Genomic DNA, 19,273 nt, shown 5'->3' with positions numbered 1-19,273 from the left:
GCACGGGCACTCTCGATCGAACTCCAGCGCCGACGGGCTGGAACAACCATTGGGCTCGCGCGATGGTGGCCAGCGCCGCAGCCTCGACGGACCCATCAAAGTCCACTATGTAAAACGTTGCTACCGAATTCTTCGACAACTCTTGACCCACATGAGTGCTGCGCGTCACACTCAATTCCGAGACTTGCATTTCAAATATCGGACCAAGCCAACGGACGGTTCCATGTCATCACACGCAGCCCTGGAGGCGCGTTCCATTGTCAAACGCTTCGGGCACGTCGAGGCTCTTCGCGGAGTCGATTTCGATGTTCGGCCTGGTGAGATCGTCGCGCTGATCGGCGACAACGGCGCTGGCAAAAGCACTCTGATCAAGGTTCTCTCGGGTGTGCACTCCCCCGACTCCGGCGATATCCGCATCGACGGGCAAGGGGTGTCCTTCGATTCGCCGCAGTCGGCCCAAAGCAATGGCGTCTGTACGGTGTACCAAGACCTCGCCTTGCCGTTGGACCTGGATCCCGCGGCGTGTTTGTACCTCGGAAAAGAGATCCTTCGAGGCGGCCTGCTCGGGCGTCTGGGGGTATTGGACAAAAGAGCAATGCGCCACAGCGCCGAGGAGGAGTTACAGCGTCTCGGCGTCACGCTGAAAGACAGCGCTGCTCCGGTTTCGGCTCTCTCTGGCGGACAACGCCAGAGCGTGGCCGCTGCGAGGGCATCGCTGTGGGGCCGCAAGGTCGTGTTCTTCGACGAGCCGACCGCGGCACTCGGGGTCGTTCAGACCACCCGTGTACTCGATCTGTTACGTCGCATCCGAGACCAGGGATTGGGCGTTGTGCTCATCAGCCACAGCATGCCCGACGTCCTCGCGGTGGCCGACCGAATCCACGTTCTGCGGCTCGGGCGAAACGTCGCGACCTACGCCGCAGCGGGGGCGACGACAGAAATGTTGGTCGGCGCAATGACAGGCGCCGTCGACGGCGAACCCAGTAAGAAAGAGACCCGATGACAACTGATCAGCAGTCGACGGTGGACCGCTCAGACAGCCGCGAACCCGCAACCGTCACACACGAACAACGCCGAGGCGCCATCGGGACCCGCGTTGCCTATTCCTTGACCGCGCTGAGGTCGGCCAACACGGTGTGGATCCTGACCGCGCTCATCGCCATCATCATCATGTTCTCGCTGGTAAGGCCGGACAGCTTTGCCAGCCCGGCCAATGCCCGCAACATCGCATTGGACGCCGCGAGCCTGCTGATCCTCGCCTGTGGCCAAACCTTCGTGATGATCACCGCGGGAATCGACCTCTCGGTCGGATCAGTCTTGATCTTCGCAAGCGTCGTGAGCGCCAAGGTCATGTTGGCCATGGGAGGCAGCAACGCGGGACTGTCGGCCATCATCGCCGGCTTCATCGTTGCCGTTGCCGGGGGGCTGATCTGGGGGCTGGTCAACGGCGCAATCATCTCCTTCGGCAAGGTCCCCCCGCTGATCGCGACCCTGGGAACGCTGGGTATGGCGCTCGGCTGCGCACAACTGCTGACCAATGGCGTCGATGTTCGAGAGGTGCCCACCGTACTCAACGACACCCTCGGAAACGGCACCGTGGCGGGCATACCGTGGATCGTCATCGTGGCGGCGGTAGTGGTGACGATCGCCGGACTTGTTCTGTCCTACACACGGTTCGGTCGTTACACCTTTGCCATCGGTTCCAACATCGAGGCGTCTCGGCGCTCGGGCATCGACGTGCGTGCGCACCTGCTGAAGGTGTACGCCCTGACAGGTGCTCTTGGCGGACTCGCAGGATTCTTGAACGTGGCGCGGTTCGCGACGACAACTATCGCCGGGCATACCACTGACAACTTGAACGCGATAGCCGGTGTCGTCATCGGCGGCACCAGTCCCTTCGGTGGTGTGGGAACCATCGTCGGCACCGTTATCGGTGTATTCATCCCGGCAGTCCTGCAAAACGGATTCGTCGTGTCCGGGGTTCAGCCGTTCTGGCAAACCGTGGCGGTCGGAGTGGTTCTGATCGTCGCCGTGTATTTCGACATCAAGCGCCGCGCGCGCACATCAAAGTAGGAGAGAAACCCATGACCACATTCCATCGAAGCGCCCGCGCCGCAGCCCTGATGTCCGCCGCCTTCGCCATCGCAGTGACTGGTTGCTCATCAGGATCGGGCGATCCGGGCGTCACGCATGTGACGCTCATCCAAGGAGTCAAAGGAAACCCCTTTTACACCGCGATGGCGTGCGGGGCACAAGAAGCCGCCGCACAGCTCGGCGTCCGCCTCGACGTGACGGCACCCGATCAGTTCGACGCCAGCCTGCAGACCCCGGTCGTCAACGCCGTCACCGCGAAGCGCCCCGACGGCGTCCTCATCGCTCCGACGGATGCGGTCGCCATGCGCCCGCCCATCAAGAACCTGATCTCCAGCGGCGCGAAAGTCGTCGAGGTGGATACGGCTCTCGAGGACACGACGGTGAGCACCGCACACCTTACGACCGATAACCAGGCAGCCGGCAAAGCGGCCGCAGCGAAATTCAATGAAATTCTCGGCGGAAAGGGAAAGATACTGGCCCTGAGCTCGGCGCCTGGGATCAGCACCAATGACGAGCGGGTCGCCGAACTGAAGAAGGCACTGACGAACTATCCGGGCTTGGAGTTCACCGGTGTGCAGTACACGAAAGAAGACGCGACAATTGCCGCCTCGGTCGTGTCGGCCGCCCTCACCGCGGAACCCGGCATCACGGGCATCTTCTCGGTAAACAGTCCCTCGACACAGGGAGCGGCCACCTCACTCAGAAACGCTGGCGTGGCCAATAGGGTGAAATTGATCGGATTCGATGCCGGCCCTCAGCAGATCGAACAGCTCAAGCAAGGCTCGGTGGCCGCGCTCGTCGCCCAGAGCCCGTATCAGATCGGGCGAGACGGCGTCCAATATGTCGTAGACGCAGTTGCCGGAAAAGAGGTTCCGAAGTCTTCACTGACCCCGGTGATGGTTATCGACGTGAAGAATCTGGAATCGCCGGAGGCGCAGAATTTCGTCTACAAGACCGACTGCTGATTCTCCACAACCCAGCGCCCGAGGTGCAGGCAGGGATGACTCGACGTCAAATCTGACACGACGATTCCCTGCCGTCAGGTATCGCCAGTACTTGGCTAATTAGATACCGCGCCGACTTTTGTCATCGCATTCGCGACAACTGCACGCAGAAGAGCTTCTTCGGTGTGAATGTGCAGGAGCCTCCGCGCACGAAATTCGAGTGAAGAATCCGCGGGATACCGCGTGCTGAAAGCGGGACGGCGGACAGTTGCCCGGCTGGGTTCTCGGACTATTCGGACGCCAATGGGGTTTACGGGACACCCGCGGCACTGCTAGAGTTTATACAATTGATAGAGCAATTTCATATTATGGACCTTGAAGCCTGGGGCGGTTCAGTGCCGCCCTCATGCAAGGGTCTCAGTCGTCGTCGCGGTGAATCCGGTTCGGACACAACCGGATAGAAGCCGCACAAGCCACCTGACGGTCAGGGCCCGCAGGTTCCTGCGGGGCATATCGGGAGAAATGTTCACGCCTGATTCCCGGCGTTGCCCGTGCCGAATCGACTGCCGCCACAAGTCCCGTCAGGTTCTTGACAGTGCCCAAACTGGTCAACCATCAACTCATCGGAGTGACATCGTGCAATCGCTGCTCGAGCAAGCGCAGAGTGTTTTATCGAAGGCCGCCACCGAATTCGACATCGGCGCAGAACTTCTCGAGATCCTGCGTCGTCCGCGGACCACAGTGAGTGTGAGTATCCCTGTGCGACGCGACGACGGCAGTCTGAGCATCTACCGAGGGCACAGGGTTCGGTACAACGATCTGCTGGGGCCGACCAAAGGTGGTCTGCGATTCCACCCCAGCGTGACCCTCGACGAAGTCGAGGCGCTCAGCTTTTGGATGACGATCAAGTGCGCGCTGCTCGATTTGCCCTTCGGCGGGGGTAAGGGAGGAATCACCGTCGACCCGCATCAACTCTCGACGTCCGAGCGTGAACGCCTGACCCGCAGCTTCACCCGTGAACTCGGCGAGGCGATCGGACCGGATCGAGACATCCCGGCCCCCGACGTCAACACCGACCCGATGACCATGGCGTGGATCGCCGACGAGTACGGCCGCAGCCGAGGCCGTTCCATTCCCGCAGTGGTCACCGGCAAGCCGATTCATCTCCGAGGCATCCCCGGCCGTGACACCGCCACCGCGGCCGGTGGCGTCATCGTCCTCGAAACCATGCGAGAGCGCCTCTCGCTGCCGACTCGGCCGAGGGTTGCCATTCATGGATTCGGCAACGCCGGCGCCACGGCGGCCCGACTTCTCGACGAAGCCGGTTATCTCGTGGTGGCCGTGGCGGATTCACGCAACGCTGTGTACAACAGCGCGGGCCTCGACGTTGCCGACGTACTGCGAGTCAAGAACGCTACCGGCCGTCTGGACGGCATCGACGGCGCTCGCGATATCGGCCAGGAAGATCTCCTCGAACTCGATGTCGATGTCCTGATCCCCGCATCGCTGGAGAACCTCATCGATGACAGCAACGCCGCCGACGTACGAGCCAGCGTGATCCTCGAACTAGCCAACGGCCCCGTCACCCCCACTGCCGAACTCGAACTCACTAACCGCAACATCACGGTCATCCCTGATGTCCTGGCCAACGCGGGAGGGGTCACAGTCAGTTACTTCGAATGGGTCAGCGGGCGGACCGGTGAAGCCTGGAGTCTCGAGCGAGTCACCTCCGAACTCACCTCCAGGATGACCGCGGCCGCCGTTGCGGTCGCGGACGCCGCAGAACGCCGCAACGTCAATCTGCGCACCGCCGCATTCGGTCGCGCCCTTCAGCGACTCGACATCGCGGCACGGGCCCTTACCCCCGCACCAGCCGCTCGAGCCGAAGCAATCGCCCGCGCCTGATGGGTGAGCCGTTACCCCATCGCCATGGCAGGAACCCACAACGTTTCAGGAGGAATACCGTGACCGACCGAGTGAAGTCATTAATTCACGCTCCGAAGTCGCAGGCACTTTTCGAGCGTGCCCTCGCACCCACCATCGGCGGCGTTACTGCCGCGGGACGCTTCAATCCGGTTCTCGGGCGCCCCTACTACTTCGAGTCGGCCGACGGCTGTCGTGTTCGCGATGTCGACGGCAACGAGTTCATCGACTTCAGTTCGTCCAACGGCGCGAGCCTGCTGGGCTTCAACAATCCGGCGATCAACGCCGCCGTTCAGCAAGGTCTTCGGATGGGCACCATCTGCACCCAGGAGACCGAGTATCACGTCGCGTTGGCCGAACGGTTGATAGAGATTCTGCCCGGAGCGCAGAAGGTACGTTTCACCAATACCGGCACTGAAGCCACGATGGCGGCTGTCCGCATCGCTCGCGCGGCGACCGGTCGGGAGAAGATTCTCAAGTTCGACGGCCACTTCCACGGCATGCACGACTACGTCTTCTACAACGCACACACCCCCGAACGGCCGTACGAAGCCGTGGTCCCGCCCTTCGCCGACAGCGCCGGCATCCCCGGCGCCCTCGACGACCTCATCGTGACCGTGCCGTTCAATGACATCGAGGCCCTGCGCACCGCCCTGGATCGATTCGACGGCGAGATAGCAGCGGTCATCTTGGAGCCGGTCTCCTACAACCTGGGCTGTGTGAAGTCCGACCCCGATTGGTTGCGCCAGCTGCGCGAAGAGACTCACCGACGCGGCATTGTTCTCATCTTCGACGAGGTGCTCTCGGGATTCCGCATGGGTTTGGGCGGAGCCGCTGAGTACTACGACGTCACTCCAGATCTGGCGACCTGGGCCAAAGCACTCGCAGGTGGCTGGCCGCTGGCTGCGGTCACCGGCACCGAAGAGGTGATGTCGGTGCTCAACCCGGTCGGCAAAACCGTGGTCAGTGGCACCTACACCGGTCAGCTCTGCTCGGTCCTCGCAGCACTGGCCGCACTCGAGCAGATGTCGGCACCCGGCTTCTACACCCGGTTGAATACCCTGGCCGACAGGCTCTACCAGGGCTTCGACCAACTCTTCGCCGACTCCGGCGTTAGCGGGCACCTACAGGGCTTGGGCGCGCGATTCGGTCTGTACTTCGGTTTCGATCAGATCGCGACCGACTACCGCACCGCGACCCAATTCGACGCCGCACTCAACAACCGATTCCTCACCCGGTGCGCCCAGAACGGTCTGCACTTCCACGACTTCGGCACCAAGGCCGCACCGATGCACTACGGAATCACCTCGGCGCACACCGAAGCCGACATCGATGAGGCACTCGGACTCCTGGAGAAAGTCTTCGCGGGGCTTCGGACCACCTGACCATCTGGTCCCACCACGCCATCCATCAATTCGGAGGTACAGAGGAGTTGCCAACCATGGGATTCACCCGTTTTGCCCTGAGTGCTTCAGCGGGCACCGACATCACCCACCTGATCAAGCTGGCCGAGTCCCATGAGCTCGATGCCATCGAGGTCGGGTGGCGGGCGGTGACGCGCAGCGCCGAAGCCGAGCTGCTCGCCGCCCGCGCTCGCGGAATCAGTGTCACCACCATCGATTTAGGTGCGGTGACCACAGCAGACGATCCGCGCGGCGAATTCGATCGCCTGGTCGCCTTCGCCTCGGCGGCGTCCTGCCGCCGAGTGACCTTGACCGCCGCCGCCGACCCGAACGACACGCGCGAGCAGGTGCGGCGATGGTTCGATGCCATGCTTCGCGAACTCGCTGAGCGTTGCGAGGAGCCCGGGTTGTCGCTCGTGGTGCGAGTCGGACGCCCCGCAGAAGCGACGTCGGTCATCGCCGACACCGCGGATCTACGGGATGTTCTGGCGTCGGTCAACCGCCTCAACGTCAGCGCCGAGGCCGACCTCACCGCCTTCGCCGCTGCTGGCGAGGACAGCGACCGCGCCACCGCGAGCTTGGTGGGGCGGCTCGGGCATGTCCGCCTCGGCGACATGGCCGAAGAATTCCCCGCGGCAGTCGTTTCCGGATTCCTCGCCGATCTGCAGTCCTACGGATACGCCGATGTCGTCGCGCTGCCTGCCGACGCCGCGCTGCCGCAGCTGCTGGAATCCCTCGGCGGCAACGTCACCCACGACACTGCACGTGTCGCACAGTTGCAGCAGACCCTGGCAGAGAACAACCTCGATGCCGCGGTGCTGCTCAGCTCCGAGAATGTGCTCTCCATCAGCGGCTACTGGCCGATGAACGGCACCTGCGTGGCTATCGTCCCGCGCACCGGCGATCCCCACCTGCTGGTGCCGGCCGGAGAGGAGTTCTGGGCCGCGCGTTCAGGCTGGCACAACCTGCACATGTACCAGGCCGGACGGATCACCGATCCCCCGTTCGCCACGACGGTCGATCGGCTTCTGCGGCGGCTTGCTCGCGGCGGGTCGGCGGTGGGTCGGCGGGTGGGTGTCGAGGGCCCGTTCCGGGCTCAGGTTCCTCCGCACATGGCCCATGAGGTTTCCGGACGTCACGAGATCATCCGCCCGGTCGTCGCCTCGGCATTGGACGCTGAAGTCGTGTTCTTCGACCAGGCACTGTGCCGATCCCGCGCAGCCAAGACCCCTGCGGAGCTTCGAGCGCTGCGCCGCAGCGCAGCCATCGCCGACGTCGGCCTGCGTACCTTCCGCGACGGGCTGATCGACGGCGCACGCGACATCGATGTCGCCACCGAGGTCGAACGCGCAATCGAAACTTTCGGCGTCGGATATCAAGGCGCCAGCCGGGTTCGCGGCTACGCCTTCGTCATGAGCGGCCCGCAAACCTCGCAATGCCACCTGGATTACGAATTCTCCTCCACCCGACGGATGCGTACCGGCGAGCACGTGCTGATGGAACTCGCCGTCGTCGCCGACGGTTACTGGCAGGATCTGTCCCGGGTATTCGTCATCGGTGAGCCGACCGACCAGCAGCGCCTGCTCCATCAGACCGCCGAGGCCGCGTTCCAGGCCGCAGCCCGCGCCGCCGTACCGGGTGCCACCGGCGCTCAGGTCGACGCCGCCGCCCGCGAGGTGATCGACGCGGCCGGACTCGCTGAGGCTTACCCACACCAGACCGGACATGGCGTCGGTATCGCATTCCACGAACAGTTTCCGCTCCTCAAACCCGGCAGCGACCATGTGCTCGAAGAGGGCAACGTCATCGCCATCGAACCGGGTGTCTACCTTCCCGGCGTCGGTGGCGTGCGTAACGAGGACAACCTCGTCGTGTCCTCCTCCCTCGGCGCAGCGTCCCTGCAGACCATCCCGCACGCCCTGAATGTGGAGCGATAATGAAGATCGTCGATGCAAAAGTCATCATCACCTCACCCGGCCGCAACTTCGTCACTCTGAAGCTGACCACCGATTCAGGCATCACCGGTCTCGGAGACGGCACACTCAACGGACGTGAACTGGCGGTCGCCAGCTACCTGAGCGAGCACATCGCGCCGCTGCTGATCGGCCGCGATCCGCGGCGTATCGAGGACATCTGGCAGTACCTCTACCACGGTGCCTACTGGCGGCGCGGGCCCGTCACCATGTCGGCGATCTCCGCGGTCGACATGGCATTGTGGGACATCAAAGGCAAAAGCTTGGGCGCGCCGGTCCACGAGCTGCTGGGCGGGGCCTGCCGCGACGGTGTCCTCGTCTACGGACACGCCAATGGCAGCGACATTCCCGACACCATCGCCGCAGTCCAGAATTACCTCGGCATGGGCTATCGCGCGGTGCGCGCCCAGACCGGTGTGCCCGGGCTCACCGGCGTCTACGGTGTCGGCCGCGGCGACCTGTTCTACGAGCCCGCGGCCAAGGGCTGGCCCAGCGAAGAAACCTGGTCCACCGAGAAATATCTCAACGTCGTCCCCGACCTGTTCAACCAGCTCCGCGACACGGTCGGACCAGACGTCCACCTGCTGCACGACGGCCATCACCGCATGACACCCAACCAGGCGGCATGGCTCGGACAGCGCCTCGAAGACGCCCGGCTGTTCTGGCTCGAAGACGTCACACCCGCCGAGCATCAGGAGTCATTCCGGCATGTGCGCAACCACACCACTACTCCCCTGGCCGTCGGTGAGGTTTTCAACAGTGTGCACGACTGCTCGACGCTGATCAGTGAACAACTCATCGACTACATCCGAACCCCGCCAGCTAGGGCCGGTGGCATCACCGGAGCACGCAAAATCGCAGCATTCGCCGAGGTCTACGGTGTCAAGACCGGATTCCACGGTGCCACCGACCTCTCCCCGGTCGCTATGGCGGCCGCGCTCCAGGTCGACCTGACGATCCCGAACTTCGGGATCCAGGAATACATGCGCCACACCCCCGAAACCGACACCGTATTCCCACACAGCTACCACTTCGCCGACGGCTACCTCCACGCCGGGACAGCACCGGGTCTGGGTGTCGACATCGACGAGACTCTCGCCGAGAACTTCCCGTACGTGAGCGCGTATCTCCCGGTCAACCGGCTCGAAGACGGCACGGTTCACCCATGGTGAGCCGCACCGGCATACGGCTGTCCCGCCACACCCTGCCAGAGCTGTCCACGCGCGCCGACGTGCCTCGCTACGACCTGAGCGACGTGACGGTCGGGCAGGTCCACCTCGGGCTCGGCGGATTTCACCGGGCACATCAAGCGCTGTGCACCGATACCGCGCTCCGCGCTGATACGCGATGGGGAATCAGCGCTTACACCTGGCGAAACACCGCGCTCCCGGCCCGACTCACCGTTCAGGACGGTCTGTTCAGTGTCCTCACCAGTGACCCCGACAGCGCCGAGGTGCGGGTCCTAGGGGCGATCCGGGCGGCCCGATGCGCGGGAACCGACGCGAATCGATTCCGGGAAGAGGTCGCGGCCGCGACCACCAGCATCGTGACCCTGACCGTCACCGAGAAGGCATACCCGACAACTACAGATGGCGAGCTCGACTTCGACCACCCCGCTGTCGCTGCCGACCTTGCGTCCGGATCTCCGCGCGAATCTGTCATCGGACTGCTCACGTCGGCGCTGGCGGAACGCGCACGCAACCGTGGCGGACCGATCACCATCCTGTCCTGCGATAACCTGCGCGGCAACGGATCGTTGCTCCGGCGGCTGGTGACCGGATTCGCCGAAGCCCACCCCGGGTACCGGCAAAAGGGGTTGTCCCGTTGGCTAGCCGACAACGTGACCTTCCCCTCCACGGTGGTCGACCGGATCGTTCCCGACCCCGACCAGGCGATAGCGGATCGTGTCAACCAGCTCACCGGAATCCACGACCGCGCTGCTGTTTTGACCGAACCATATCTGCAATGGATCATCCAGGACGATTTCGCAGGCCCACACCCCGCATGGGACATGGCCGGCGCCCGCTTCGTCGACAATGTCGAACCGTTCGAGGATCTCAAACTTCGCGTTCTCAACGGCGCCCACACGGCCTTGGCGTACCTCGGGCTGCTGGCCGGCCACCATGACGTCCGAGCTGCGATCGCCGATCCCGCGATCGCGGAGTTCATCTCGGTCTTGCTGGCAGAGGAAGTCCTGCCGATGCTCCCGCCGGTCGACACCGATGTCGCGGCGTATGCGCAATCGGTGCTGAAGCGTTTCGCCAACCCCAGCGTCAGCTACTCACTGGACAAGCTCGCCGCCGACGGCACCCAGAAGCTGCCTCAACGCCTGGCACCCACAGCCCAAGCGTTGCGGGCCGAGGGACGACCTGCCCGACACATCGCCAGGGTCTGGGCCAGCTGGGCACACTGGATCCTTCGTTGCGCTGATCAACGTCCCGACAGGCTGCGCGATCCGCTCGCCCCACGACTGATCGCCATTGCCGAGAGCGCCGACAGCGCCGGCTTCGCAATACAACTACTGAAGCTGACCGCACCAGATCTGCTCTGGGACAACGAATTCCGGCGCAGCGTCATCGAGCAGACTGCGACGGACTTGCCATGAATACACCCCTGGATCTGCTATGCATCGGAGAATGCATGGTCGAACTGCGCGGGCGACACGGTGCACAGGACCCGAGGCCGATGGCGCTGAGCTTCGGCGGGGACTCTGCGAACGTCGCGATCTACCTCGCTCACTACGGCGCGGCAGGCTCGAGCGTCCGTACCCACTATCTCACCGCAGTAGGCGAGGACCGCTACAGCGGTGAGATGCTCGACTGGCTCAACCACCATCACGTCGGAACCGAATCCGTCAGTCGCATAACGGGAAAGACCGCCGGGATGTATCTGATCGAGGTCGACGACCACGGCGAACGGTCCTTCGTCTACTACCGGGGCCAATCGGCGGCGCGGCAGCTTTTCACCGACGCCACCCCCGACGCCGAGGAAGCAATCGACGGCGCCGACTGGGTGTACTTGTCAGGTATTTCTGTCGCGATCCTGACCGAGGCAGCGCGGGCGGTGCTGTATCGACGGCTCGACTCGCTGCGCGCCCGCGGCGGAAAGGTGGTCTTCGACACCAACTACCGACCCGTTCTGTGGTCGGGTACAGCTGAAGCTCGCAACGTCGTCACCGAAGTCCTGCGCCGCACCGACCTCGCACTCCCCACCTGCGAGGACGAGCAGGAACTCTTCGGCGATAAAGATGAGCACGCAACCGTAGACCGGCTCCAGGACCTCGGGATCGGGGAGATCGCTGTCAAGCTCGGCCACAGGGGCGTGTACGTCGCCGATGGAGGCGACCGCACCCACATCCCCGCCGTTACGGTCGCGGCCCTCGACACCACAGCCGCCGGTGACTCGTTCAACGCCGGGTACCTGTATCGCAAAATATGCGGTGCGACCGCGGTCGAGGCGGCGCGCGCCGGTGTCGAGGTTGCGGCGGCTGTCGTGGCACACCCTGGCGCGATCATCGAACCGCACCACCTTCCTCCAATGCCGGGCTGCAAGGTTCGGCTATGAGTATCGGCGCCATGGTGGACGGGGGGCTTCCAGTCATTCCCATCCTGGTCGGTGACGACCCTCTAGCGCTCGAGTCCCGTCTCGACGACTTCGCCGACGCGGGAATCAAAGCCATCGAGGTCGTTCTTCGAACGCCCAGATCGCTCGAAGTACTCGCGCGGGCTGCCGGCCACCCGCGGGTGTCCGTGGGGGCGGGCACGGTGTTGACGCCCAGTCAGCTCGCCGACGTGGTCGCCGCCGGCGCCGCATTCGCTGTGAGCCCCGGATACGACCCGGACCTCGTTGCCGAAGCCGCACAACTCGACATCGCCTACCTTCCCGGCGTCGCCACGAGCAGCGAAGTAATGAGGGCGTGGCGTGCGGGGATAACAGCGGTCAAGTTCTTCCCCGCCGAATTCGCCGGCGGAGCGCCGTTTCTGGCGGCGATGGCGCAGGTGTATCCGCTCATGCGGTTCGTCCCGACCGGCGGCATCGACCTGGAAACAGCTCCACAGTATCTGCGTCTGTCCAATGTGATCGCGTGCGGCGGTAGCTGGCTGGGGCACGGACTCACCGACCGACGCGACCTCCACATCGTGACCTTGGCTGCCACCAGGGTGGCTCTCACTCCATTTACCAGATCAGCAGCCAACAAAGAAGAGGATCCACAATCATGAGCGCTCCTTCACTGCGCTGGTGCCTGGTCGGGGCCAGCGACTTCGCCGCCACATCCATCGCCCCCGCCATCGCCGCCCAACCCGACGCTATCGTCGCCAGCGTCGTCAGCGGTGACCGCGCTCGCGCCCAAGCTCTCGCCGACGGCTGGGATGCACGCGGCTACGACGATCTCGCAAAGGCCCTCGACGACCCCGCCATTGACGTCGCCTACGTCTCCAGCATCAACTCCAGACACTACGAGCACGCGCTCGCAGCCATCAACGCCGGCAAGCACGTGCTGTGTGAGAAGCCCCTTGCGTTGAGTGTCGCCCACGCGCAGGGCCTGGTCGACGCCGCCGCCCGCGCAGGAGTCGTCTTCGCGACCAACCACCACATGCGCAACTCCGTGCCCCACGAACTCATGCGCCGCGCCATCGCCGCCGGAGACATCGGAACCCCGGTCGCGGCCATTGTCCAGCATGCCGTGCAACTGCCTGCAGCAGCGCAACGGTGGCGCACAACCGATCCCGACGCCGGCGCCGGCGTCGCGCTCGACATCACCGTGCACGACGTAGACAGTCTTCGGTTCGTCCTCGACGACGACCCGACCACAGTGCAGGCCTACACCAGCTCCGGCCTGATGACACAACCCGGAATCGACGAAACCATCACGGGCACAGCCGAGTTCGGTCGCGGCACACACGTCGGCTTCCTGGAGAGCTTCGTCACCGGGCACACTGCCACCCGCCTGGACATCCTCGGCACCGACGGCGCCCTGCTGGGCACCGGAATCCAGTCAATGTCACCGGTCGGCACCCTGACCCATGTCCGCGGCCGCGACCACACCCCGGTCGACCTCGGAGAACGTGAAGATCTCTATACCGTCGGCGTGCGCCGGTTCCAGGCCGCAGTCCGCGGCGAAGGAACACCCGCCGCGACCGGCGCCGACGGCGTCTGGTCGGTCGCGTTCGCCCTCGCAGCACTGCGATCGGCACGAACAGGAAGACGCGAAAACGTACAACACTCGCGATGATCTCGCCGTCACTCATGACGGCCGCAGGATCAGGATGCCTCGAGCGGCAACGCGAACAGGGGCTCCTTCAGGGCAAGCGGTCGTGTTTGTGATGTAGTGCCACCTGACCATCGAGCTGGGCGACGCAGTGTTGCACTACCAAGCCGAGCAATGCGCCGCCGAAGCGTTCGCACAAGCGGCGCACAAACAGCACATCGCAAGAGTCACCATCGATGACCAAGTCACGCCAGTGCTCAAACGGCTTCGGTGTGAACGGTCATGGATGCCCTGATCATCGCCCCGGGGTGCGCAGTCCGGACAACACCCGACAAGCGTTCCGACACAATCAATTCCCACGCTTGACGCCTACCGGGCGAGCGTGGGACGACGGTTTCAGGCCGCAGTCCGCGGCGAGGAACTCTGGCCGCGACCGGGGCCGACGGAGTCCGGTCGCTTACGCCCTTGTTGATGGCTGCGAGATCAGGGCCAGGATGGCTCGGAAGGTGACTCGGCGAGGATCTCCTCTAGGCGCATGGCGGCTTCTTTCACCGCCGGTGCGTATGTGTGTGCTTGCTCCACACTCATCTGGAAAGAGGGCGCAACGATACTGATCCCGCCGATCGGGTGATCGGCGCCGTCGCGGAATGCAACTCCGATCGCCCGCAATCCGTCCTCATCTTCCTCATCATCCATCGCATAGCCCTGTGCGCGAATCTCCGGCAGCGCGGCAGCCAACTGCGACCGATCCACGATTGTCGTCGAGGTAAACGCCTCCAGCCGATGATCCGCGAGTAGGGCATCCGCCTGTTCTGCGGGCAACTGCGCGAGGACGGCCTTGCCGATGGCCGACGAATGCAGAGCCTGGAGCTTTCCTACACGCGAGGCCATCTGGTACGGGTGGAGCGCCTCGAGCTTTTCGACGTAGACGAGTTGCCCGTAGCGGAAAGCGGAGATATGCACCGTCTCCGGGGCAACCGTCTGGAGATCGACCATCACCTGTCGTGCCGCTGCCGGAACAGACACCTGCCGATACACCTCGCCTGCCAGTCTGAACACGCCGCGCCCAACGCTGTACCGGCCGGAACCGTCATGGCGGACCAAACCGTGATCGACCATCGTGCGCAGCATGCGATACAGCGTCGGCTTGGGAATGGCAGTCATCTCATGCAACTGAGCCAACGCCAGCCTAGGGCCACCGTTCGCCAAGTGCTCGAGAATGTCGAACGTCTTGTCAACCGTCGTCATCGCTGATCGGACTCCCCGGATTCACTGCCACCGGCTACACAGTTCCCGAGCCGAGGCCCACCGATACCGTCGCTGATCGCATCAGCAGCCTCCATGAGCTGAGCACTGTGTTTGCACAGCGCGGCAACAGAAACTTGCGCCGCAGCAACCGATACCGAGACCACCGCGACCGGGCGAGCCAAGTGGTTTCGCACCGGCGCAGCGATACAGCGCACTCCCGCTCTGGACTCCTGATCGTTGATTGCAAATCCCAGACCGGCGATCTCCCGAAGCTGCCCGCGTAAGGCGGTGATATCGGCCAGGGTGTGCTCGGTGTAGCGCTCGAGAGGATTGTTCCCGAGCAGCCACACAGTATCGGCAGCGGGCAGGAACGCCAGGACTGCCTTCCCCGTCGCGGTCGCATGCAGACCGGTGTTCGTCACACCACGCCCGGCCACCTTGTACGGACCATTGGGAGCCAACGTCGACACAACGACGAGGCGGCCGTCTACATACTCCGAAAGCGCAACCGTGCCAGCCATCGTCGTCCGCAACCCGGCCAGCACTTCCTGGGCCTCGCCGGCCAGATCGATCCGCTCGAGTGCCGCAGCAGCCAGATCCAATATCCCAGCGCCCGCCACGTACCGCCGCTTAGCGTCCTGGCGGACGAACCCCAACCGATCCAAGGCGACCAGAAGACGGCGCACCGTAGGCTTCGTCAAACCCGACGACACCACCAACTCCCCCAACCCCTGCGGTGAAGGCGCCGCGACGACTGCCCTGAGCAAATCGAAAGCCCGATCGTTGGCGGTCATGGACTCAACCATAGCCAAGGTTCCACACCGGGTCCACATTTCAAAACGATGCAATCAAATCCTGGCTGTCGTCCATCGTGGATGCTGGCGCACCCACGGTGCGTTGGCGGCGATGAAGGACACTTACACGACCGAGGATATCGACAAGGCTCAGGTGGCGATCGGGCGTTCGAGATCGACTACGGCACGAAATACCCGAAAGCGGTCGCCAAGATCGTCGACAACACCGACGTGCTGCTGGAGTTCTTCAAGTATCCAGCCGAACACTGGATCCACCTGCGCACCACGAACCCGATCGAATCCACTTTCGCCACAGTACGTTTGAGGACGAAGATCACCAACGGGCCGGGTTCCCGCGCGGCCGGACTCGCCATGGCATCGAAGCTGATCGAGGCCGCCCAAACCCGCCCGGCGGGGGCCTGTTCCCGGGCTCACGCGGCAAGGGCCTGTCGCCGCGCACCCAGGAGGCGTTCGAGTACCTCGGCGTACTCGAACGCCGTGCGCGCCCACGGTATGCCTTTCCCGAAATTCCGGATGCATTCCGGGCGTGAGCTCCTTTCCGAGCGGGATCTTTCCGAGATGCTCGGTATCGAGCCGCCGGTGCCGACGCAGGCCACACCATACCCGGGTGTGTGGCTAATTCCGACTGGAAGGACAGACCATCGTCCTCACTCATCAACATGCACCGCTAATGCACCGGCTGGAATCGCCGCAAAACCGTGAGGCACTACTCGCTTCGGTCCGAACGGCACTGGGCAGCGACCTATACGAGATCCGATGGGAAGTCGAGCCCGCGAAACCGCTGACTTCCCTTGGAACGTAGCACTCAGCAGCTCGGGCCACAGTGGACATGACTTGCTGTTAATTCGGGATCAGGTTTTGCAGAAACATTCGTCGGGCTCGCTATTTTGAATCGCTGTACACGATTTCTCGCTACTGGTTCGCTCATTGAAATGAGCGTAAGTGATCGCTCAGCGCTTCGGCGGGGGTCGCCAGCCGAGGGTACTTCGCGGCCTGGCGTTGAGGGCGTAGGCGGCGCCAGCGAAGACGGCGGCGTTGTACCTGCTCAGATCAGTTCCCTTCGAAAATTATTGGCGCAGCAGTCCATTCGTCCTTTCATTTGTTCCGCGCTGCCAGGGACTGTGCGGATTGACAGAACACAAGGGCGGATTCAACTGATTGTCGCAGCAACTCAGCACTGAGGAGTTGCGATGGGTGCACCGAAAGAGCGGCAGTGGGATCGGGCAGGGCGCCCGAAGATGCGCGGTGCAGATCAACTCGACACCATCAGGGCCGCAGCTTTCGCGGCGGCCCTGATGCTCGGTGATAAACCGAACGATCAGCGACTGGGCCGGTCGATCTCGGCTGCGAAGAAAGCCGAGGCGGACTCGTGCTGCTCACGGACCTCGACGAACATCCGCACGGCCCGATCACGCAACTCGACCGGGTACCTCTTCTTCGACGGCACGACTCCATCCTTGACAGAGACTGAAGCCGCCCGACACTTCGGGGCGATTCATCATGCCGAGCGAATGATTTCTGCCATGGCTGCGTCCTCGGCTTCCGCGCTATCGTCTGACACTAGTGGGCCTTCGGTTGAACCGGTGGTATCTGCTCGTCGTGCGGATATCGGTCCCCATCCAGCGCCGCGCCGCATAACTCAACGCCATCGTGCTCGAAAGATCGAGCCACTGCACATCGTCGATCATCAACAACAACGAAACACGCTGTTCTGCAGTCACTTTCAGTAGAGACAGGGTCGCCGCCCCGGCGACGAGCTGCGATGGCATCGCGCCCGGTTCCAACCCCATGATCACATTCAGCGCCTGCCGGTGCACGGGATTGAGTTCATCGATTCCATTTAACAGCGGTTGCTGCAACTGATTGACCGCCCCGAGCTTCAGCTCTGCCTCGTACTCGAGCGCTGCCGCCCGCAACACCCGAATGCCATCGGACGCTGCGGTATCAGCGGCCAGATCCAGCACGGCGGTCTTTCCCACACCCGGTTCACCCCGGATGACCAATACCGGTACGTTCGCCGGCCTGCTGGTATGGCCGGGAGCCGGCTCGCGGGAGCCGAGGCAACTCCCAAGGCCAAGGCTCCCACAGCCACGAACATGACCTGTGCGATCACAATCATTGCACGCCAGCGCAGAGTCAACAGTTCTCTCCTCACCGATAGTTCCACCGTGGACTACTTCCCGTGTCCGCGACGGGGAAAATGCCGCCTGTGCAGCGCTTACCGTGGACCGAAAAAGGACGATTCCGGCGCGTTCGATAACTGCCGTCTACGCCGCCCTGAATAGCCGATGACGATGGCGGAGCACAGCTCTCGCGCACAGGGCTGGACACCCGAGGAACTCACCTACATCGAAGAAGCACAGGAAGCGTTGGCTGGACCGCTGACCGAACGTCAACACACACTTCTGCGACGCTGGTGGAACGGTGGTTACCGCTCGCAGCAAGACTGAGCAGACACATTTGGATCAACGAAGCCAAGACTTCGAGACCCGGGTCCGAGACAATCCTCGTGCACAATCCCGGCTCCGCTTACCGTCCGGCCCGCGCAAACCCACCGAGCACTCGTCCCCAGACCTCGACACCCCCACTCCCCTACCCCGCCGCCACATGAACCCGTTCGCGATGCTCAACCCACGGACGCTGACGCTCCTGCTCCGACATCGCAAGCAACTCCCGCAACTTCGACCACGCCACCTCATCAGTCGGCGTATAGACCTGCATCCACGCATGTGGCACCGACGGCAACGACATACTCGTCAAAAACATCTCCAACTCCCCCACCGCCAAATTACGGACCTGCTTCGTACGACTCACCGGGACAGCGACATCGTTACGAGCCCACAAAGCCTTGAAATTCGGGCTCTCCGAACACAACTCGACGATGAACTCCTCCCAATACGGATCACCCAGATTCTTCGCATACGCACCACGCAAATAGCCGACCATGCGACGCAGGTCATCCCAATTGTGTTGATAGGTATTGCAACACTCCGGAGTAAGGAACACCCGGCGAGCCACGTTACGTTCACCGGTCAGGAAACCAGGACACAACGCCTCATACGCCTCGTTATGAGCCAACACGTCATACCGCGCACTCAACACCACCCCCGGCAACGGCTCCAAATGATCCAAAATCACCTGAAGCTCCTCCGGCAGAGCAGTACCCGCATGCGCCGTCGGCACCGTCGGCACATCCGCCAACCGATACAAATGCGCCTTCTCCGCCGCATCCAACTGCAGAGTACGCGCCACCGAATCCAACACCTGCACACTGACATTGATATTTCTGCCCTGTTCCAGCCAGGAGAACCTCGGAAAGGAGTAGCAATGAGCAACGTCGCCACGGAAGCGTAAAGACGCAGTTCAGACGGCATTTCCGCGTCGGCGCACTCCGAAGTCTGCGTATAGACCACTTGACGGGCCACGACCTCGCAGCGGAGGCGAAACCCTATCCTCTCCGTCACTCGGTGAGTTGGTACGTCGCGAAGATTCCTTTGTGGTCGCTGCCCCACTGCGCTGGCGAGGCGAGGAAATTGTTCCAATCCAGCAGGGACGGCTCGTTCAGGTCACCACCCATGATGACCGAAGACCCGTCGGCGATCTCAGCTTTCGCGTCGGCGAGAAAGTTGCTGATGACCTCGGGGCGGCCCGAGGCCGCGTTGAT

The 19,273-nt window shown here is 63.3% G+C and carries 17 protein-coding genes and 3 pseudogenes; 13 read left to right on the top strand and 7 right to left on the bottom strand.

Annotated elements, in window-relative coordinates; all coding sequences use genetic code 11:
- Positions 1 to 223 precede the first annotated feature (223 nt).
- The 11 genes from ACLMAL_RS37395 to ACLMAL_RS37345 all read left to right on the top strand — a co-directional run bounded on the left by ACLMAL_RS37395 (position 224) and on the right by ACLMAL_RS37345 (position 13,570).
- Positions 224 to 1,003 carry an ATP-binding cassette domain-containing protein gene (locus ACLMAL_RS37395; RefSeq protein WP_412003392.1) on the top strand — a complete coding sequence of 260 codons (780 nt, stop codon included), beginning with the start codon at positions 224 to 226 and terminating at the stop codon, positions 1,001 to 1,003.
- Between the two features lie 131 nt (positions 1,004 to 1,134).
- Entirely contained in the window at positions 1,135 to 2,073 is a 939-nt protein-coding gene (locus ACLMAL_RS37390; protein WP_412003383.1) for an ABC transporter permease, read from the top strand.
- Between the two features lie 11 nt (positions 2,074 to 2,084).
- On the top strand, positions 2,085 to 3,059 hold the full coding sequence (locus tag ACLMAL_RS37385) for an ABC transporter substrate-binding protein (protein ID WP_412003382.1): 975 nt from the start codon (positions 2,085 to 2,087) through the stop codon (positions 3,057 to 3,059).
- A 615-nt stretch (positions 3,060 to 3,674) separates the two neighbouring features.
- Positions 3,675 to 4,943 (top strand): Glu/Leu/Phe/Val family dehydrogenase, encoded by a 1,269-nt coding sequence (locus tag ACLMAL_RS37380; protein ID WP_412003381.1) that lies wholly within the window; start codon positions 3,675 to 3,677, stop codon positions 4,941 to 4,943.
- Between the two features lie 59 nt (positions 4,944 to 5,002).
- The gene (locus tag ACLMAL_RS37375; RefSeq protein ID WP_412003380.1) at positions 5,003 to 6,346 is read left to right on the top strand and encodes an aspartate aminotransferase family protein; all 1,344 of its coding nucleotides are present in this window, start codon (positions 5,003 to 5,005) and stop codon (positions 6,344 to 6,346) included.
- Positions 6,347 to 6,402: 56 nt separating this feature from the next.
- Positions 6,403 to 8,301, top strand: coding sequence for a M24 family metallopeptidase (locus tag ACLMAL_RS37370; RefSeq protein WP_412003379.1), 1,899 nt, complete (start codon positions 6,403 to 6,405; stop codon positions 8,299 to 8,301).
- The gene (gene manD, locus ACLMAL_RS37365) at positions 8,301 to 9,509 is read left to right on the top strand and encodes a D-mannonate dehydratase ManD (protein ID WP_412003378.1); all 1,209 of its coding nucleotides are present in this window, start codon (positions 8,301 to 8,303) and stop codon (positions 9,507 to 9,509) included. Before ACLMAL_RS37370 ends, manD begins: the two co-directional genes overlap by 1 nt.
- The gene (locus tag ACLMAL_RS37360; RefSeq protein ID WP_412003377.1) at positions 9,503 to 10,942 is read left to right on the top strand and encodes a mannitol dehydrogenase family protein; all 1,440 of its coding nucleotides are present in this window, start codon (positions 9,503 to 9,505) and stop codon (positions 10,940 to 10,942) included. The genes manD and ACLMAL_RS37360 overlap by 7 nt, the downstream gene beginning before the upstream one ends.
- On the top strand, positions 10,939 to 11,901 hold the full coding sequence (locus ACLMAL_RS37355) for a sugar kinase (protein WP_412003376.1): 963 nt from the start codon (positions 10,939 to 10,941) through the stop codon (positions 11,899 to 11,901). Before ACLMAL_RS37360 ends, ACLMAL_RS37355 begins: the two co-directional genes overlap by 4 nt.
- Positions 11,898 to 12,557, top strand: coding sequence for a bifunctional 4-hydroxy-2-oxoglutarate aldolase/2-dehydro-3-deoxy-phosphogluconate aldolase (locus ACLMAL_RS37350; protein WP_412003375.1), 660 nt, complete (start codon positions 11,898 to 11,900; stop codon positions 12,555 to 12,557). Before ACLMAL_RS37355 ends, ACLMAL_RS37350 begins: the two co-directional genes overlap by 4 nt.
- The gene (locus ACLMAL_RS37345; RefSeq protein ID WP_412003374.1) at positions 12,554 to 13,570 is read left to right on the top strand and encodes a Gfo/Idh/MocA family protein; all 1,017 of its coding nucleotides are present in this window, start codon (positions 12,554 to 12,556) and stop codon (positions 13,568 to 13,570) included. Before ACLMAL_RS37350 ends, ACLMAL_RS37345 begins: the two co-directional genes overlap by 4 nt.
- A gap of 459 nt (positions 13,571 to 14,029) precedes the next feature.
- On the opposite strand, the gene ACLMAL_RS37340 is transcribed toward ACLMAL_RS37345, so the two are convergent.
- On the bottom strand, positions 14,030 to 14,794 hold the full coding sequence (locus tag ACLMAL_RS37340) for an IclR family transcriptional regulator (protein WP_412003373.1): 765 nt from the start codon (positions 14,792 to 14,794) through the stop codon (positions 14,030 to 14,032).
- Positions 14,791 to 15,588: an IclR family transcriptional regulator gene (locus ACLMAL_RS37335; RefSeq protein WP_412003372.1), complete on the bottom strand. Its 798-nt coding sequence runs from the start codon at positions 15,586 to 15,588 to the stop codon at positions 14,791 to 14,793. The genes ACLMAL_RS37340 and ACLMAL_RS37335 overlap by 4 nt, the downstream gene beginning before the upstream one ends.
- A gap of 97 nt (positions 15,589 to 15,685) precedes the next feature.
- Here ACLMAL_RS37335 and ACLMAL_RS37330 point away from each other — a divergent pair.
- Positions 15,686 to 15,996, top strand: a pseudogene (locus tag ACLMAL_RS37330) (transposase); the annotation flags it as partial.
- Positions 15,997 to 16,533: 537 nt separating this feature from the next.
- Here ACLMAL_RS37330 and ACLMAL_RS37325 read toward each other — a convergent pair.
- From ACLMAL_RS37325 to ACLMAL_RS37315, 3 genes and pseudogenes are all read right to left on the bottom strand, one after another.
- Positions 16,534 to 16,739, bottom strand: a pseudogene (locus tag ACLMAL_RS37325) (transposase); the annotation flags it as partial.
- A 188-nt stretch (positions 16,740 to 16,927) separates the two neighbouring features.
- Positions 16,928 to 17,056, bottom strand: coding sequence for a hypothetical protein (locus ACLMAL_RS37320; RefSeq protein ID WP_379064364.1), 129 nt, complete (start codon positions 17,054 to 17,056; stop codon positions 16,928 to 16,930).
- 100 nt (positions 17,057 to 17,156) lie between these two features.
- On the bottom strand, positions 17,157 to 17,612 hold the full coding sequence (locus ACLMAL_RS37315; protein ID WP_412003371.1) for an ATP-binding protein: 456 nt from the start codon (positions 17,610 to 17,612) through the stop codon (positions 17,157 to 17,159).
- Between the two features lie 291 nt (positions 17,613 to 17,903).
- Between ACLMAL_RS37315 and ACLMAL_RS37310 the strand changes: the two genes are divergently transcribed.
- Positions 17,904 to 18,059, top strand: a complete 156-nt coding sequence (locus ACLMAL_RS37310; RefSeq protein WP_412003370.1) for a hypothetical protein — start codon at positions 17,904 to 17,906, stop codon at positions 18,057 to 18,059.
- A 142-nt stretch (positions 18,060 to 18,201) separates the two neighbouring features.
- Here ACLMAL_RS37310 and ACLMAL_RS37305 read toward each other — a convergent pair whose 3' ends face one another.
- Positions 18,202 to 18,879 carry a transcriptional regulator gene (locus ACLMAL_RS37305; protein WP_412003369.1) on the bottom strand — a complete coding sequence of 226 codons (678 nt, stop codon included), beginning with the start codon at positions 18,877 to 18,879 and terminating at the stop codon, positions 18,202 to 18,204.
- 190 nt (positions 18,880 to 19,069) lie between these two features.
- A pseudogene (locus ACLMAL_RS37300) lies at positions 19,070 to 19,273 on the bottom strand (endonuclease/exonuclease/phosphatase family protein); the annotation flags it as partial.

The sequence above is a fragment of the Nocardia sp. CWNU-33 genome, assembly GCF_046764895.1.
GTDB lineage: Bacteria > Actinomycetota > Actinomycetes > Mycobacteriales > Mycobacteriaceae > Nocardia.
This window is presented reverse-complemented; position numbering and strand designations above follow the sequence as displayed.

Bases quoted from the DNA above. Each gene is read 5' to 3' on its own strand.
- ACLMAL_RS37395 (WP_412003392.1), top strand. From the start codon at position 224: ATGTCATCACACGCAGCCCTGGAGGCGCGTTCCATTGTCAAACGCTTC.
- ACLMAL_RS37385 (WP_412003382.1), top strand. From the start codon at position 2,085: ATGACCACATTCCATCGAAGCGCCCGCGCCGCAGCCCTGATGTCCGCC.
- ACLMAL_RS37370 (WP_412003379.1), top strand. From the start codon at position 6,403: ATGGGATTCACCCGTTTTGCCCTGAGTGCTTCAGCGGGCACCGACATC.
- manD (WP_412003378.1), top strand. From the start codon at position 8,301: ATGAAGATCGTCGATGCAAAAGTCATCATCACCTCACCCGGCCGCAAC.
- ACLMAL_RS37360 (WP_412003377.1), top strand. From the start codon at position 9,503: ATGGTGAGCCGCACCGGCATACGGCTGTCCCGCCACACCCTGCCAGAG.
- ACLMAL_RS37355 (WP_412003376.1), top strand. From the start codon at position 10,939: ATGAATACACCCCTGGATCTGCTATGCATCGGAGAATGCATGGTCGAA.
- ACLMAL_RS37350 (WP_412003375.1), top strand. From the start codon at position 11,898: ATGAGTATCGGCGCCATGGTGGACGGGGGGCTTCCAGTCATTCCCATC.
- ACLMAL_RS37345 (WP_412003374.1), top strand. From the start codon at position 12,554: ATGAGCGCTCCTTCACTGCGCTGGTGCCTGGTCGGGGCCAGCGACTTC.
- ACLMAL_RS37340 (WP_412003373.1), bottom strand. From the start codon at position 14,794: ATGACGACGGTTGACAAGACGTTCGACATTCTCGAGCACTTGGCGAAC.
- ACLMAL_RS37335 (WP_412003372.1), bottom strand. From the start codon at position 15,588: ATGACCGCCAACGATCGGGCTTTCGATTTGCTCAGGGCAGTCGTCGCG.
- ACLMAL_RS37310 (WP_412003370.1), top strand. From the start codon at position 17,904: ATGGCGGAGCACAGCTCTCGCGCACAGGGCTGGACACCCGAGGAACTC.